This is a genomic window from Micromonospora sp. WMMD975 (assembly GCF_029581215.1).
Taxonomy (GTDB): Bacteria; Actinomycetota; Actinomycetes; order Mycobacteriales; family Micromonosporaceae; genus Micromonospora.
On record NZ_CP120739.1, the window covers coordinates 255,629 to 270,034 of the forward strand.

The 14,406-nt window shown below is 73.9% G+C and carries 17 protein-coding genes and 1 tRNA gene; 7 read left to right on the forward strand and 11 right to left on the reverse strand.

Translation table 11 applies throughout. The features are described from left to right. Window positions 1–6 precede the first annotated feature (6 nt). Window positions 7–882 carry a dTDP-4-dehydrorhamnose reductase gene (rfbD, locus tag O7613_RS01170; protein ID WP_282291535.1) on the forward strand — a complete coding sequence of 292 codons (876 nt, stop codon included), beginning with the start codon at window positions 7–9 and terminating at the stop codon, window positions 880–882. On the opposite strand, the gene O7613_RS01175 is transcribed toward rfbD, so the two are convergent. Next, window positions 851–2,296, reverse strand: coding sequence for a sugar transferase (locus O7613_RS01175; protein ID WP_282291537.1), 1,446 nt, complete (start codon window positions 2,294–2,296; stop codon window positions 851–853). The two genes, rfbD and O7613_RS01175, sit on opposite strands and share 32 nt — an antisense overlap. 25 nt (window positions 2,297–2,321) lie before the next feature. Beyond that, window positions 2,322–3,389, reverse strand: a complete 1,068-nt coding sequence (locus O7613_RS01180; RefSeq protein ID WP_282291539.1) for an LCP family protein — start codon at window positions 3,387–3,389, stop codon at window positions 2,322–2,324. A 126-nt stretch (window positions 3,390–3,515) separates the two neighbouring features. On the opposite strand from O7613_RS01180, the gene O7613_RS01185 reads away from it, so the two are divergent. Further along, a complete protein-coding gene (locus O7613_RS01185; RefSeq protein WP_282291541.1) occupies window positions 3,516–4,511 on the forward strand; it encodes an expansin EXLX1 family cellulose-binding protein in 996 nt (331 codons plus the stop codon). Window positions 4,512–4,673: 162 nt separating this feature from the next. On the opposite strand, the gene O7613_RS01190 is transcribed toward O7613_RS01185, so the two are convergent. The 5 genes from O7613_RS01190 to bcp form a co-directional block, all read right to left on the reverse strand. Then, window positions 4,674–4,958: a type II toxin-antitoxin system Phd/YefM family antitoxin gene (locus O7613_RS01190; RefSeq protein ID WP_348775409.1), complete on the reverse strand. Its 285-nt coding sequence runs from the start codon at window positions 4,956–4,958 to the stop codon at window positions 4,674–4,676. A 32-nt stretch (window positions 4,959–4,990) separates the two neighbouring features. Continuing rightward, a complete protein-coding gene (locus O7613_RS01195; RefSeq protein WP_282291544.1) occupies window positions 4,991–5,533 on the reverse strand; it encodes a GNAT family N-acetyltransferase in 543 nt (180 codons plus the stop codon). 65 nt (window positions 5,534–5,598) lie between these two features. Continuing rightward, window positions 5,599–5,684: transfer RNA gene (locus tag O7613_RS01200), tRNA-Leu, on the reverse strand. 13 nt (window positions 5,685–5,697) lie between these two features. Then, window positions 5,698–6,153, reverse strand: coding sequence for an HNH endonuclease signature motif containing protein (locus O7613_RS01205; protein ID WP_282291546.1), 456 nt, complete (start codon window positions 6,151–6,153; stop codon window positions 5,698–5,700). Window positions 6,154–6,240: 87 nt separating this feature from the next. Further along, window positions 6,241–6,711: a thioredoxin-dependent thiol peroxidase gene (gene bcp, locus O7613_RS01210; RefSeq protein WP_282291548.1), complete on the reverse strand. Its 471-nt coding sequence runs from the start codon at window positions 6,709–6,711 to the stop codon at window positions 6,241–6,243. Window positions 6,712–6,835: 124 nt separating this feature from the next. Between bcp and O7613_RS01215 the strand changes: the two genes are divergently transcribed. From O7613_RS01215 to O7613_RS01230, 4 genes are read left to right on the forward strand one after another with little or no spacing between them, the layout of a single operon-like run. Beyond that, the gene (locus tag O7613_RS01215) at window positions 6,836–7,558 is read left to right on the forward strand and encodes an energy-coupling factor ABC transporter permease (protein ID WP_281584633.1); all 723 of its coding nucleotides are present in this window, start codon (window positions 6,836–6,838) and stop codon (window positions 7,556–7,558) included. After that, complete coding sequence (locus tag O7613_RS01220) at window positions 7,555–8,049, forward strand: PDGLE domain-containing protein (RefSeq protein WP_282291550.1); 495 nt, start codon at window positions 7,555–7,557, stop codon at window positions 8,047–8,049. Before O7613_RS01215 ends, O7613_RS01220 begins: the two co-directional genes overlap by 4 nt. A gap of 15 nt (window positions 8,050–8,064) precedes the next feature. Continuing rightward, entirely contained in the window at window positions 8,065–8,835 is a 771-nt protein-coding gene (gene cbiQ, locus O7613_RS01225; RefSeq protein WP_282291552.1) for a cobalt ECF transporter T component CbiQ, read from the forward strand. Beyond that, the gene (locus tag O7613_RS01230) at window positions 8,832–9,593 is read left to right on the forward strand and encodes an ABC transporter ATP-binding protein (protein ID WP_281584630.1); all 762 of its coding nucleotides are present in this window, start codon (window positions 8,832–8,834) and stop codon (window positions 9,591–9,593) included. Before cbiQ ends, O7613_RS01230 begins: the two co-directional genes overlap by 4 nt. Here O7613_RS01230 and O7613_RS01235 read toward each other — a convergent pair. The 4 genes from O7613_RS01235 to O7613_RS01250 are packed head-to-tail and all read right to left on the reverse strand — an operon-like array spanning window position 9,566 to window position 12,517. Continuing rightward, window positions 9,566–10,672, reverse strand: coding sequence for a hypothetical protein (locus O7613_RS01235; RefSeq protein WP_282291554.1), 1,107 nt, complete (start codon window positions 10,670–10,672; stop codon window positions 9,566–9,568). The two genes, O7613_RS01230 and O7613_RS01235, sit on opposite strands and share 28 nt — an antisense overlap. After that, the gene (locus O7613_RS01240) at window positions 10,669–11,385 is read right to left on the reverse strand and encodes a thioredoxin domain-containing protein (protein ID WP_281584628.1); all 717 of its coding nucleotides are present in this window, start codon (window positions 11,383–11,385) and stop codon (window positions 10,669–10,671) included. The genes O7613_RS01235 and O7613_RS01240 overlap by 4 nt, the downstream gene beginning before the upstream one ends. Then, window positions 11,372–11,899 (reverse strand): MauE/DoxX family redox-associated membrane protein, encoded by a 528-nt coding sequence (locus tag O7613_RS01245; protein WP_282291557.1) that lies wholly within the window; start codon window positions 11,897–11,899, stop codon window positions 11,372–11,374. The genes O7613_RS01240 and O7613_RS01245 overlap by 14 nt, the downstream gene beginning before the upstream one ends. A gap of 30 nt (window positions 11,900–11,929) precedes the next feature. Then, complete coding sequence (locus O7613_RS01250) at window positions 11,930–12,517, reverse strand: sigma-70 family RNA polymerase sigma factor (RefSeq protein WP_281584626.1); 588 nt, start codon at window positions 12,515–12,517, stop codon at window positions 11,930–11,932. Window positions 12,518–12,729: 212 nt separating this feature from the next. Between O7613_RS01250 and O7613_RS01255 the strand changes: the two genes are divergently transcribed. Beyond that, window positions 12,730–14,406 carry a copper resistance protein CopC gene (locus tag O7613_RS01255; protein WP_281584625.1) on the forward strand — a complete coding sequence of 559 codons (1,677 nt, stop codon included), beginning with the start codon at window positions 12,730–12,732 and terminating at the stop codon, window positions 14,404–14,406.

Genomic DNA, 14,406 nt, shown 5'->3' on the forward strand with positions numbered 1-14,406 from the left:
ACACCCGTGAGGATCCTCGTCACCGGCGCCGGTGGGATGCTCGGGCGGGACCTGGTGACGGTGCTGCGCGCCCGGCCGGACCGGTCCGTCACCGCCGCCACCCGCGCCGACCTCGACGTCACCGACGCGGCGGCGGTGCGGGACGCCGTCGCCGGGCACGACGTGGTGGTCAACGCCGCCGCGTGGACCGATGTGGACGGCGCCGAGACCCGCGAGCGGGACGCCACCGCGGTCAACGGGGACGCGGTCGCGCACCTTGCCCGGGCCTGCGCCGCGACCGCCGCCCGACTCGTGCACGTCTCCACCGACTACGTGTTCGGCGGTGACGCCACCGGGCCGTACCCCGAGGACGCGCCGACCGGCCCGGTCAACGCCTACGGGCGGAGCAAGCTCGCCGGGGAGTGGGCGGTGACCCGGCTGCTGCCCGAGGCCGGCTACGTGGTGCGTACCGCCTGGCTGTACGGCGCCCACGGGCGCAACTTCGTCACCACCGTGCTGCGGCTGGCCGACGAACGCGACCGGATCGACGTGGTCGACGACCAACGCGGGCAGCCGACCTGGTCGTACCGGCTCGCCGAGCGGCTCGTCGCGCTCACCGACGCGGCGCTCGCCGGCGACGCCGCCCCGGGCGTCTACCACAGCACCGCGGCCGGCGAGACGACCTGGTACGGCCTGGCCCGCGCGGTGTTCACCCTCCGGGGCCTCGACCCGGACCGGGTCCGCCCGACCACGAGCGACCGTTTCCCGCGCCCGGCCCCGCGCCCCCGCTACAGCGTGCTGGCCCACGGCCGGTGGGCCGCCGCGAAGCTGCCACCGGCCGGAGACTGGCGCACCGACCTGACCGAGGCGCTCAGCGGCCGGCACCCCGGAACACCTCGGTGACCGTCCGCAACACGATCTTGATGTCGAGCCAGAGCGACCAGTTCTCCACGTAGTAGTTGTCGAACCGCGCCCGGTCCGAGATCGGCGTGTCCCCCCGCAAGCCACTGACCTGCGCGAGGCCGGTCAACCCCACCGGCACCCGGTGCCGCATCGCGTAGGCGGGGTAGGCAACGGAGAACTTCTCCACGAAGTACGGGCGCTCCGGCCGCGGCCCCACCACGCTCATCTCACCGCGCAGGATGTTCCACAACTGGGGCAGTTCGTCGAGCGAGGCGCGACGCATGAACCGCCCGATCGGGCCGATCCGCCGGTCGTGCGCGATCGACCAGGTGGTCCGCGACTCGTGCTCGTCGGCCGGCCGCATCGTTCGGAACTTGACCACCTGGAACGGTCGGCCGTAGCGGCCGACCCGCTCCTGCCGGAAGAAGATCCCCCGACCGCCGTCGAGGAACGTGGCGACCGCGCAGAGCAGCAGCAACGGGCTCAGCAGGACGAGCGCCACCACGGCGAAGACCACGTCGGACGCACGCTTGACCATCCACCGCGGCCCGCTCAACGTGGTGTCACCGATCTTCACGATCGGGATGGCCCCGATGTGGTCCGGGTGCCCGCCCTGCGACCGGGACCCCCACAGGCGCGGCACCGCCCACAGGTCACACCGCGAGCTGGCCGGCCGGAGCAACGCCTCCATCAGCTCCGACTCGGAGCAGTCCGGGTCGGCGATGACGAGCACCTCGCACTCCACCACCGTGACGAGCTTCTCCACGTCGGCGAGCGTGCCGATCAGCGGCAGCGACCCGGGTTTCTGCCGGGACGGGACGTCCACCGCGCCCACGAAACGCAACCCGTACTGCGGGTAGCGCCGCAGCAGCCGGGCCAGCTCGCCGCCGATCGGCCCGCCGCCGACCACTATCGCGTTGTGCTCCACCCAGCGACGCCGGCGGGCCAGCAGGACGATCCGGGTGTTCACCGCCCGCCCCACGACCACCAGGCCGGCGGAGAGCGCGACACCCCGCATGAAGCCGCTGACGTAGAGCACCGAGTCGTGTCGCAGCGCCGCGATGATGGCCACCACCGCGCCGGAGGCCAGCAGCCGGCCGCCGAGGCTTGGCAACTCGTCCAGGATGCTGATGTGCCGGCGCGGCCGGTAGAGCCCGCCGGTGGCGAAGAACCCCACCGTGAGCGCGGCGTTGACGAGCGTCCCCCGCCAGTAGGTCTGGGCCAGCAGCAGCGGGGCGAGCAGCGCCGCGACGTCGATCGGGGCCGTCACCATCCAGGCCCGCAACCGGCGGGTACGCGTCGAGGCCCGGGACCCCGCGTACGGCAGCACCGTGGTCGTGTCCATGCTGCCGGTCACCGCCGCGGCGCCCGTCGACGACGCGGCCGGATGCTCGAACGCCGGTAGGCGTGCCATGGTCGAACCTCCCCCGGGACGCCCCCTACTTCCCGCTGGCCGCGAGGATGTCGGGGACGGAGTCGCGGCGGACCGCCTGGAACAGCGTCCGGGCGCGGGTCGGATCCGGGAACACCACACTCTCACTGCCGACCCGGCCGGTGCCCTTCACCGGGCAGGTGAAGAACGTCAGGTTGCCGCCGCGCAGCCCGCGCATCTCCATCGCCAGGTCCACGAGCGACAGCGACTTGTCGACCGCGACCGAACTGGACGTGGCCCGCACGAACGAGTTGAGTTTGGCCGGGTTGGTCAACACGCCGCCGGACGCCGCCCGGTCCAGGATCGCCTTGATCACCTGCTGCTGGTGCCGGATGCGGGCGAAGTCGCCGTCGGCGAAGGCGTGCCGCTCCCGCGCGTAGTCGAGCGCGGCGGCCCCGTCCATCCGCTGCCGGCCCGGCTCGAACGTGCGCGTGCCGATCAGCGAGTACTTCGTGGTGAAGCCCTTCTCCACGTCGACGTCGACGCCGCCGAGCGCATCGATGATCTCCTTGAAGCCGGCGAAGTCGACCATCGCCACGTTGTCCACCCGCACGCCGCTGAACTTCTCCACGGTCTGCACCATCAACGGCACCCCGCCCCAGGCGTACGCGGCGTTGATCTTCGCGTCGCGGCCACCGCGACCCTCCTTCGACCGCGGCACGGCGGTCCAGGTGTCCCGGGGGATCGAGATGAGCTGGGCGCTCGCGCGGTCCTTCGGCAGGTGGGCCAGGATGATGGTGTCGCTGCGCGAACCGCCGGTGCTCTCCGGATCGCGGGAGTCGCTGCCCAGGATCATGATATTCATCGCGCCCCTGACCTCGACCTGCGGCCGGGACTCCTCGGGGACACCGATGAACGCGTCCACCCGGTCGATCGAACTGTTGACCGACCGGTAGTAGAGACCACCGGCCAGCGCGCCGCCGCCGGCCAGCAGCGCCACCACGAGCAGCGCGATCAGGACGATCCGCCGGCCCCGGCGGCGCCGCGGCGCCGGCTCCTCCACCGGCCCGTCGCCCTCCACATCGGAGGTCTGCGCCGGAGCGTCGGGATCGGCGAACGGGTGGCGATCGGACATGCCGAGGATGCTACTGATTCGCGTTCCCGCGCGGGGACCCTCGTCGCCGTCGCGCGCGCCCGCCGGTCTTAGCTTTCGCTTAGCCAGCTTGTCCGGCGGCCGGGCGGTCCGGCAGCATCGGCTGGCGTGACCGACGGCAGCGCACCCCACCCACCGACCCCCGCCAGCGACGGGACCCCGGCCGGCCACCGGATCCCGCCCCGGACCCGCCGCCGGCTCGTCGCCGCCGGCCTGGCCACGCTCGCCGCCGTGGTCGCGGTCACCCTCGCGGTACGCGGCGGCGCCGCCCCCGCCTGCGCCGCCCCACCCCGGGCCGCCCTCCCGCTCGCCGCCCCACCCGTCGGCGGCGCCACGCACACCGGCAAGGCCACCTTCTACGACTCGAAGGGCGCTGGCGGCAACTGCTCCCGGCCCGCCGCGCCGGCCAACCGGCTGTACGTCGCGCTCGGCCCGAGCGAGTACGCGGCCGGCGCCTCCTGCGGCGGCTTCCTCGACGTCACCGGCCCCCGCGGCAGCGTCCGGGTGCTCGTCATGGACCAGTGCCCGGAGTGCGCCGCCGGCCACCTCGACCTCTCCGCCGAGGCGTTCGCCCGGATCGCCGACCCGGTGCAGGGTGTGGTGAAGGTCAGCTACCGGGCCGTGGTGAACCCGTCGCTACCCGGCCCGCTCACCTTCCGCCTCAAGGAAGGCTCGTCGCAGTGGTGGTTCGCCGTCCTGGTCGGCGACCACGGCAACCCGCTGCGCTCGGTCGAGGTCCGCCAGAACGGCTCGTGGCGCGCGGCGGACCGCCAGGACTACAACTACTGGCTGATCCCGTCGGGCGCCGGCCCCGGCCCGTACTCGATCCGGGTCACCGACGTGTACGGCCACCGCGCGACCGCCACCGGCATCCGGATACGCCCCGGCCAGGTGCAGCGCAGCGCCACCCGGATGTACGGCGCGGGCGCGGCGACCACGACCCGCTCGGCGAAACCGTCCCGCTCCCCGTCACCCCGCCCGCGCCCCAGCGCCAGCGCCTCGGCGTCCCCGTCCCCGTCCCACCCCACCCCGGCGGAGACCGCCGCCCCCCTGGACGCCGCCGCCCCGATCACCCCGTCCACCGTCCCCACCGCATGCGGCTGACCCGCCCGGACGCCAGCTCGGCGAAGTGGCGGTATCCGGCCGGCAAGGATGCCACCACTTCGCCGAACTGGCGTCGATCCTCGTGGAGAACTCGGGGCCCGGCGGGGAAACATCAATAAGGACGGCGGTCGCTCCAGAGGCCATCCGCCTGCCTACCCGTCATCAGGCCGCTCTGCTTCGACGCCGATCCAACTCGCCGCGCACCTCGTACGTCGAAAACGTGTCGCCGGACGCGAAGTCGTCCCGCGACTGACGCAGGTCCGCCAAGGCTTCGTCGTCCAACGACAGGTCGAGCGTCTCGCGCATCAATTCGTACTCGGCTACCGAGATCAGCATTACGTCGGCGTGCCCATCGCGGGTGACCATGACCTGGTCATGCTGGCTGGCGACCCGGTCGGCAATCTCGATGATGCGGGTCGTGGCTTCCGTGAGAGAAACGGACTCCATGCCAGCCATCCTACCGACCGTTCGGATTCTGATCAGCCGTCGGAGGGTTCGGCCGGCATCGGGAGGTCCAGCCACATGAGGATCTCGTCGCGGGAGTCGGTGGAGGAGAGGCGGAGGGCGGCGGGAAGGCGGCCCACCTCGCGGTAGCCGAGGCGGCGGTAGAAACGGTCCAGGCCGAGGCCGTCGCGGACGGTCACGTGCAGCGCCTCCACGCCCATCGCCCGGGCGACTCGCTCGGCCTCGCGCATCAGCGCCGCGCCGTGGCCGCGCCCCTGGGTGTCGGGGCGCACCATGACGCGCTTGAGCACCCGCCAGTGCGTCTTCAGGTGGAACCGGTTGTCGACGATGACGAGGACGGCGACGAGCCGGTCACCCTCGAAGCCGGCGAGCAGCCGGTCCGGCCCGTCGGCGACCTCGGCGAGGGTCGACGCGGCGACCGGGCGCACCTCGGCCGCGGTCACCGGCGCGACGAAGCCGACCGCGCCGCCGGCGTTCGTCGCGTCCACCCAGAGGGCGACGAGCTGTTCGCGCAGCTCGGTGGTGAGGTCGGGGTCGAGTACGAAGCGCAGGTCCACGCCCGCCATCCTGCGGGCAGCGAACCGGTGGCGACCCGCGTTCGTGACGCGGGTGACACCGCTGATGGTGCGGGAGGGGGGTTTCGAACCCCCACGTCCTCTCGGACACGGGCTCCTAAGGCCCGCGCGTCTGCCGTTCCGCCACTCCCGCCGACCCGCTGAGTCTAGAGCGTCGCACCGAGACGGTGTGCAGTCCGGCCCGCTGCGGAATGCGCGATGCCGTCGCCCTTGTTGCGGCCCGCGAAGGTGTCCGTCTGGCTGTGGCAGTTCGGGCAGAGGATCCGCAGGTTGGGCGGCCGGTTGTCGAGGAAGTCGCCGTTGATGTGATCGACGTGCAGCGTCAGCGGCCGGGCGCACCAGACCGGGCCGCACCCGCACTCCTCGCACTGCTCCGGCACACCGATGTCGCCCAGCGCCCACTTGAGGCGGGTGCCGGGCGTGCGCCGTGAGCCGACCGGCAGCCGCAGGAGCAGCTGCGAGGAGGAGGTGCGCCGCACACCACGCTGCCCCTTGTTGTGCGGCTGCCTCGCGAAATGGGAGGTGTCGATGCCGAAGCGTTTGAGCTGCCGGCTGATGTGCGCGTGCGACCCGCCGCTGACCCGCACCCCGAGCAGCCGCATGACCTCGGTGACGTTGCGCGCCCGCGCGGCGGTCGCGGCCAGCAGTTCGGGCGAGCGCGCCGACGGTAACGGCAGCCCCCGACAGGATTAGTCGAGCCCGAGGTCGCGGCGCAGCTTGGCCACGTGGCCGGTGGCCTTGACGTTGTAGAGCGCCCGTTCGATCTTGCCGTCGGGGTCGATCACGAACGTGGAGCGGATCACGCCGGTGACGGTGCGGCCGTACGACTGCTTCTCGCCGTACGCGCCGTACGCGGTCAGCACCGCCCGGTCCTCGTCGGCGACGAGCGGGAACGTGATCGCGTCCCGGTCGCGGAACTTCGCCAGCTTCGCGGGCTTGTCCGGCGAGATGCCCACCACCTCGTAGCCGGCGGCCTGGAGCGAGGCGAGCGAGTCCCGGAAGTCGCATGCCTGCTTCGTGCAGCCGGGCGTCATGGCGGCCGGGTACGCGTACAGGATGACCTTACGGCCGCGCAGGTCGGCCAGGGAGAGCATCCCGCCGTCGTCGGTGGGGAGGGTGAACTCGGGGGCGGCGTCGCCGGGGCTGAGACGGTCGGTCATGGCGGTGACGATACCGCCGCGCCTGCGGCGCTGGCCGGGGGCGACGCGCGGCCGACGGTGATCATTCCCATGCCTTGTTGCAAGGTATTGGCAACAACACCTGACGGGAAATAGGCTCGCCTCCGTGGAAACCCTGGCGATGCACATCTCCAACGGGATCATCGACGGTCCCGTGGCCGCGATCTTCGCGGCCCTCGCGCTCGCCGCGCTCACGTTCTGCGTGCTGCGTGGCCGGGCCGACCTCGACGACCGGCTCGCGCCGATGGCCGGTCTGGTGGCCGCGTTCATCTTCGCGGTGCAGATGCTCAACTTCCCGATCTTCACCGCCGGGGTCAGTGGTCACCTGCTCGGTGGCGCGCTCGCGGCGCTGCTGGTGGGACCCTGGGTGGGCGCGCTCTGCGTGGCCGTGGTGCTCGTGGTGCAGGCCCTGGTCTTCGGCGACGGCGGGGTCGCGATGCTCGGCCTGAACATCACCAACATGGCGATCCTCGGCACCGCCGCCGCCTACCTGCTGATCGCGCTGCTGCTGCGGGTGCTGCCCCGGACCCCCGCCGGCCTGGCGGTCACCGCGTTCGTCTCCGCGCTCGTCAGCGTCGTGGTCGCGTCCCAGGGCTTCGTGCTCGAATACTGGCTGGGCGGCACCACCGACCTCGGCAGCAACCTCGGCGGGCTGGCCGGCACCATGGCCGTCGCCCACCTGCTGATCGGCATCGGCGAGGGCCTGATCACCGCGACCACCGTGGTCACCGTCGCGAAGGTCCGCCCCGATCTGGTGTACGCGCTGCGCGCGCTGAAGAAACCGGCCGCGCCGGTGTCCGCCGTACCGGTCGCCGGAGGTGCCCGATGAGCAAGCGTTCCTGGCCGTTCCTCCTCGGTGGCCTGCTTGTCGCCCTGGTGCTGGCCGGCGTGGTCAGCAACTACGCCTCGTCGCACCCGGACGGGTTGGACTCGTCCCTGCTCAAGGGCTGCACGGTGAACGCCGACGACGAGATCACCGGCGGGAGCTGCCCGGCCCAGCAGGCCCGGGACCACGAGCTGGCGGACAGTCCGCTTGCCGACTACGGCGTACGCGGGATCGGCAACGACTTCCTCTCCACCGGCCTGTCCGGGGTGCTCGGCGTGCTGCTCACGTTCGCGCTCGGCGGCGGCCTGTTCTGGCTGGCCCGCCGCCGCGCCCCCGCGAGCACCACCGGAACCGGCCCGGCGGGCGCCACCGGAACCGGCCCGGCGGAAGACGGCGGAACCAGCCCGGCGGAAGACGGCGGGACCGGCCCGGTGGACGCCGCGACCGGTTCGGCGGCCGGGACGAGCACGTCCCGGTCCACCGGCGACCGCTGAGCCGGGGGCCGACGAATGGGCGCCGGGCACGGGCACGTGCTCTACCGCGAGTCCGGCTCGCCGGTGCACCGCCTCCCGCCGGAGGTGAAGATCACCGCCATGGTGCTGTTCACCGTGGCGGTGGTCGCCACCCCGCGGGAGGCGTACTGGGCGTTCGGCGGTTACGCGCTGCTCGTCGTCGCCGTGGCCGCGCTGGCCCGGGTCGGCCCGCGCTGGCTGCTCGGCCGGGCGTTGATCGAGCTGCCGTTCGTGCTGTTCGCGTTCGCGCTGCCGGTCCTCGGTGCCGGGGAGCGGGTCGAGGTGGCCGGGCTGAGCCTCTCCGTCGACGGGTTGCACGGCGCGTTCAACATCCTGGCCAAGGGCACGCTCGGCGTACTCGCGTCGCTCCTGCTGGCGGCGACCACGACGACCCGTGACCTGATCCTCGGCCTGGACCGGCTGCGGTGCCCGCAGATCCTCACCCAGATCGCCACGTTCATGCTGCGCTACCTGGAGGTGCTGGTCGGGGAGGCCCGGCGGATGCGGGTGGCCCGGGTGTCCCGGGGCGACGACCCGCGTTTCCTCTGGCAACTGCGCGGCTTCGCGGCCGGCGTCGGCGCGCTGTTCCTGCGCGCGTTCGAGCGCGGCGAGCGGGTCTACCTGGCGATGGTCTCCCGGGGCTACACCGGCCGGATGCCGGCGGTGTGGCAGGGGGCGGGCGCGGCCACCGCCGGGCAGTGGGCGGTCGCCGCGACGGTCCCGGTGATCGCGGCCTCCATCGCCGCCGCCGCGCTCGTCCTGCAATGATCGGGTACGTGCAGCAGCCGCCCTCCCTGGACGTCCGTGGCGTCCGGTACGCGTACCCGGACGGTCACCTCGCCCTGCACGGCGTGGACCTGACCGTGCCGCGCGGCGACCGGGTGGCGCTGCTCGGGCCGAACGGCGCCGGCAAGACCACACTGGTGCTGCACCTCAACGGCATCCTCACGCCGACCGAGGGCACGATCGAGGTCGGCGGCCTGACGGTGACCCCCGACCGGGGCACGCTCGCCGAGGTGCGCCGCCGGGTCGGCATCGTCTTCCAGGACCCGGACGACCAGCTCTTCCTGCCCACGGTGGCGGAGGACGTCGCGTTCGGCCCGGCCAACCTGGGGCTGCGGGGGGCGGAGCTGTCCGCCCGGGTCGACGAGGCGCTCGCCGCGGTGGGGATGGCCGAGCACCGGGACCGGGCGCCGCACCACCTGTCGTTCGGGCAGCGGCGCCGGGTGGCGGTGGCGACCGTGCTGGCCATGCGGCCGGAGATCCTGGTGCTCGACGAGCCGTCGTCGAATCTCGACCCGGCCGCCCGGCGGGAGTTGGCGGAGGTGCTGCGCGCGCTGCCGGTGACGCTGCTGATGGTCACCCACGACCTGCCGTACGCGGCGGAGCTGTGCCCCCGCGCGGTGATCCTGGACGGCGGCCGGATCGTCGCCGACGCGCCCACCGCCGAGCTGCTCGCCGACGAGGCGGTGCTGGCCGCGCACCGCCTGGAGCTGCCCTACGGCTTCGCGCCCCGGCCGGCCTGAGCGAAGGGCCGGGTCGCGCGCGCGGCCCGGGCGGCGGTGCGCAGGCGGAGCAGGCCGGCGGCCAGCGCGCCGGCGCCGGTGGCCAGGGCCACGGCGACGAGCACGCGGACCAGGGCCGGTGGGCCGGCTGCCGGGGGCACCGACCGGGACAGCACGGCGAGGTTCGCGATCCCGGCGAACAGGGCCAGGCACGCGCCGGCGAGCGCCAGCGCGAAGTCGGCGGCCGGCCGGCGGGCCAGCGCGTACCCGCCGGCGGCGAGCGCGCCGAGGCCGGTGAGCAGCGTCCACACCTGGCCGGTGACCAGGTCGGTGAGCACGCCGCCGGTGCCGGGGGCGCCGCTGTCGAGCGCCCGGGCGACGGTGAGCGCCACGGCAGCCGCGCCGCCCACGGCGAGCAGTCCGCCCACCGCGCGCAACGCGCGGACGCCGGCGGCCGTGCCGGCGGGCACCACCCCGGCCGCGCCGAGCACCAGGAAACCGAGGGTGACGGCGACCCACCACGGGTACGGGTCGGGCGGCGGCGCCCAGTCCAGCGTGCCGCGTACCTCGGTCGGGGTGTCGCCGGCGCGCAGCGGCACGGTCCAGTCGCGGACCCGCTGCTCGCGGCCGGGGTCGGCGGCGACGGCGGCGGGTGGCCCGTCGCCGCGCCAGAGCGTGCGCTGGTCGTGCCAGCGGTAGGTCGGCCCGTCGTCGATCCGTCGCCAGGCCGGCGCGGCGGCCGGGTCGGCCTCGGCCGGCAGGGTGGTGTCCCCGGCGATGGTGCGGTTCAGCCAGGTGGCGGGGGAGCGGCTGTTCTCGTACACCCCGCCGGGGCCGATCCGCAGGTAGGGCTCGCCGGAGTAGCCGAGCACGGTGACGTCGGCGCCGGTGCGGTTGGTCAGTTCCAGCCGCGCGCCGGCCTCCACCATCCGGGCGGTGAGCCCGGGCCGGTGCGGGGCGACGCCGGTGACGGCGGCCCGGTAGTCGGTGCCGTCGGGGGCGTCCGCACCGTGCGCGGCGGCCGGCGCGGCGAGCGCCAGCAGGGCGGTGGTCGCGGCGGCGGCGACCAGCCCGGCCCGGCGCAGCGGTGCCCGGATCACTTACCGGCCGCCGCCACGGCCGCCTTGATCCCGTCCGGGCTCTTGTCCTGGACCTCGGTGCCGTTGACCTTGATGGTCGGGGTGCCGGTCACGCCGGACCTGCTCGCCTCGTCGGTGACGTGCCCGGTCCACGACGTGTAGGTGCCGTCCCGCACACAGGAGCCGAAGTCGTCCCGGTTCAGCCCGACGCCCGCGCCGATGTCGATCAGCTCGTCGTTGCTGAGCCCGGCGCTGCCCTCCGCCGGCTGCCGGGCGAAGAGCTGGTCGGTGAACTCGCGGAACTTGCCGCCCTCGGCGGCGCAGCCGGAGGCGGCCGACGAGCGGGTGGAGTATTCGGTGGTGGAGAAGCGGTTCAGGAAGGCGACCGGGTGGAACACCACCTTCGCCTTGCCCTCGCTGACGAGCTGGTTGATCGTCTCACCGTTGACCTGCTGGAACTGCTTGCAGACCGGGCACTGGTAGTCCTCGTACAGGTCGATGGTGACCGGGCCGCTGCCCTCGACGATGCCGGTGCCGGCGTCGTTGGCGCCGGGCGGGGCGGTGAAGTCGTCCGACTTCTGGGCGGAGTAGACGGCCCAGCCGATGCCGCCGGCGATGACGAGCACAAGCACCGCGGCGATCGTGGTCCAGAGCGTCCGCTTGCGCCGCTTCTCCCGGGCGATCTGCTCGCGCACCACCCGAGCGGCGTCCCGGCGTCCCTTACGGCTGCTCATCGTCGTCCTCCACGGTTTCGCCCGCCAGCCAACCGTCCACCGAGAACGGGGTGCGGGGCCAGATCAGCAGGAACCCGGCCAGTGCCAGGAACCCCAGGTCCCGGAGGATCTCCGGGAGGTAGCTCGGCGCCTGGCCGGCGCCGAGTTGACCGCCGCTGCCGAAGCACCCGCAGTCGATGGCCAGGCCGCGGGCCCAGGCGGAGGCGATGCCGGTGACGAAGACCACGAGCAGCGCCGCGGAGACGCCGGCGCTCACCCGGGTGGCCAGCCCGGCGAGCAGGAGCAGGCCCAGGGCCAGCTCCACGAACGGCAGCGCCGCCCCGATCACCGTGGCCACGTCGTACGGCATCACCTGGTACGCGTTCACGGCCCGGCCGGAGGCGGCCAGGTCACCGACCTTCGTGGCGCCGGCGACCAGCCAGACGGCGGCCAGCCCGAGGCGGGCCGCGAAGCCCAGCCAGGGGCGCAGGGCCGGCCAGCGCCCGGCCCGGGTGGTGGAGGGGGTCACAGTCATTCGTCGTCCGAGCGCCACGGATGGTTCCCGCTATCCGGCGAGCGTGTCGCCGACGGCGTCGACGAGTTCGTCGCGGGCCCGGGCGACCCGGGAGCGGATGGTGCCCACCGGCACCCCCTCCACGTCGGCCGCCTCGGCGTAGGACAGGCCGAGCAGTTGGGTGAGCACGAACGCGGAGCGTCGTTCGGCGGGCAGCCGGCGGACCAGGTCGGTGGCGCCGAGCTGCCCCGCCGGGTCCGGGTGTGGCCGGTCGGTGGCGGCCTGGGCGGCGAGCCGCTCGTCGAGCCGGCGGCGGCGCACCACCGTACGCAGGTGGTCCGCGCAGGCCCGGCGGGCGATGCCGAGCAGCCAGGTGCGGGCGGTGGAGCGGCCCTCGAAGCCGGGCAGCGCCCGGAACGCCCGCAGGTAGGTCTCCTGGGTCAGGTCGTCGGCAGTGTCCGGGTCGACCAGGGCGGCGGCGAAGCGCCAGACCTCGGCCTGGGTGGCCCGGACGAAGGCGGCCTGGGCGTCCGGGTCGCCGTCCCGGGCGGCCAACGCCCAGGTGGTGGCCGCCTCCCGCGCAGCCGCGGACCCCGCGCGGGGGCGGTCGGTGGCGGTGTCGCGCGGGGCGGGGATCACGACAGACGAGGTTACGCGGCGTACCTGTGTGACACAGGGTCCTTCGGCCCATTCCGTGTTCCGGCACACGCCGGGAACTTTTTCCGCCCGCCGGCCGACCACCCCCGTATGACCTCCGACCAGGTTCGGCGTGGCGCGCGGCGCCGCGCCGATCGGGCATCCGCAATTTTCGGCGGAGGTCGGCTCGCCGGAAACGGCACCGTTCGGGAACCATGGCGGTCATGACTGCTGCCGTACGCCGCCCGCCCGGGGTGCTCGCCGCCCGCTCCGGGACCGTCGCCGGGCTGCTGCTCCTCCTGACCACCCTGCTGCTCGTCCCGGCCGGCCCGGCCAGCGCCCACGCGGTGCTGGTGAGCAGCAGCCCCGCCGCGTCCGCCGTGGTGCCCGAGGCACCCGCCCAGGTGGTGATCACCTTCAGCGAGAGCGTCCGCAAGGTGCCCGACAAGGTGCGGGTGATCGCCCCGGACGGTTCCCGGGCCGACCGGGGGGAGCCGACGTTCCAGGGCGCGGAGGTCACCATTCCGGTGGACCCGTCCGGCGGGCGCGGGACCTACCTGGTGAGCTACCGGGTGATCTCGGCCGACAGCCACCCGGTGTCCGGCGCGTTCACCTACTCGGTCGGGGCGCCGTCGGAGCCGCCGACCGACACCGGCTCGGACAACCGGGCCAACCCGGTGGTCGAGAACGCGGTCAAGGTGGCGAAGTACGTCGGCTACGTCGGGTTGCTGCTGCTGTTCGGTCCGGCCCTGGTGCTGGCCGCGCTCTGGCCGCGCCGGTTGTCCCGGCGCGGGCCGGCGCGGCTGGCCTGGGCCGGGCTCGGCGTGCTGGCGGTCGCCACCGTCGCCGAGCTGTTGCTCCAGGTGCCCTACACCAACGGCGGTGGGCTGTTCGACGTCACCTCCGCCGGCCTCGGCGACGTGCTCGGCAGCGCCTACGGCACCACCCACCTGGTCCGGCTGGGTCTGCTCGCCGCGGCGGCGTTCCTGCTCCGCCCGCTGTTCGCCGGGCCGGTCGGCCGCACCGACGGGATCATCCTGGCCGTCCTGGGCGGGGCGACGCTGTTCACCTGGCCGCTCGCCGGCCACCCGGCCGCCTCGCCGGCGCCCGCGGTCTCCGTGGTGGTGGACGCCATCCACCTGGGCGGCATGGCGGTGTGGCTGGGCGGACTGGTGATGTTGGCGGCCTTCCTGCTGCCGCGGGCCGACGAGCGGGAGCTGGGCGCGATCCTGCCGATCTGGTCCCGCTGGGCCGCGCTGGCGGTGGCCGCGCTGCTGCTCGCCGGCACCGTGCAGGGCCTGATCGAGGTGGCCAGCCCGAAGGCGCTCGTCGACACCACGTACGGGCGGCTGCTGCTCGCCAAGATCGTGCTGTTCGCGCTGGTGATCGGCGTGGCCGCGTACTCCCGGGCGCTGGTGCGGCGGCGGGTCGCCGCCGGCCGGCCGGGTGCGATGCGACGCGCCGTGGTGGCCGAGCTGGTGATCACCGCGGTGGTGCTGGGCGTGTCGGCCACGCTCGTGCAGACCACCCCGGCGCGCACCGCGTCCGCCGACGTGGCGGGCGCGCCGGCCGGCTATTTCTCCACCACGCTGAGCAGCCCGCTCTATTCGCTCCAGGTGGAGGTGGACCCGGCCGAGACCGGCAACAACTCGATCCACCTCTACGCCTACACCACCGACAACCGGCCGCAGCCGGTGCAGGAGTGGAAGGTCACCGCCGCGTTGCCGTCGGCGGGGATCGAACCGATCACGGTGCCGCTGCTGCCACTGAGCGACAACCACGCCACCGGCGAGATCAGCCTGCCGGCCCGGGGTGACTGGCAGCTCCGCTTCACCGTTCGCACGTCCGACATCGACCAGGCCACGGTGACCGCCACCGTGCCGATCAAGTAA

Coding starts and splice junctions, on each gene's coding strand:
- O7613_RS01175 (WP_282291537.1), bottom strand. CDS start 2,296: ATGGCACGCCTACCGGCGTTCGAGCATCCGGCCGCGTCGTCGACGGGC.
- O7613_RS01180 (WP_282291539.1), bottom strand. CDS start 3,389: ATGTCCGATCGCCACCCGTTCGCCGATCCCGACGCTCCGGCGCAGACC.
- O7613_RS01190 (WP_348775409.1), bottom strand. CDS start 4,958: ATGGAGTCCGTTTCTCTCACGGAAGCCACGACCCGCATCATCGAGATT.
- O7613_RS01205 (WP_282291546.1), bottom strand. CDS start 6,153: ATGCGGCTGCTCGGGGTGCGGGTCAGCGGCGGGTCGCACGCGCACATC.
- bcp (WP_282291548.1), bottom strand. CDS start 6,711: ATGACCGACCGTCTCAGCCCCGGCGACGCCGCCCCCGAGTTCACCCTC.
- O7613_RS01220 (WP_282291550.1), top strand. CDS start 7,555: ATGAGCAAGCGTTCCTGGCCGTTCCTCCTCGGTGGCCTGCTTGTCGCC.
- cbiQ (WP_282291552.1), top strand. CDS start 8,065: ATGGGCGCCGGGCACGGGCACGTGCTCTACCGCGAGTCCGGCTCGCCG.
- O7613_RS01230 (WP_281584630.1), top strand. CDS start 8,832: ATGATCGGGTACGTGCAGCAGCCGCCCTCCCTGGACGTCCGTGGCGTC.
- O7613_RS01240 (WP_281584628.1), bottom strand. CDS start 11,385: ATGAGCAGCCGTAAGGGACGCCGGGACGCCGCTCGGGTGGTGCGCGAG.
- O7613_RS01245 (WP_282291557.1), bottom strand. CDS start 11,899: ATGACTGTGACCCCCTCCACCACCCGGGCCGGGCGCTGGCCGGCCCTG.
- O7613_RS01255 (WP_281584625.1), top strand. CDS start 12,730: ATGGCGGTCATGACTGCTGCCGTACGCCGCCCGCCCGGGGTGCTCGCC.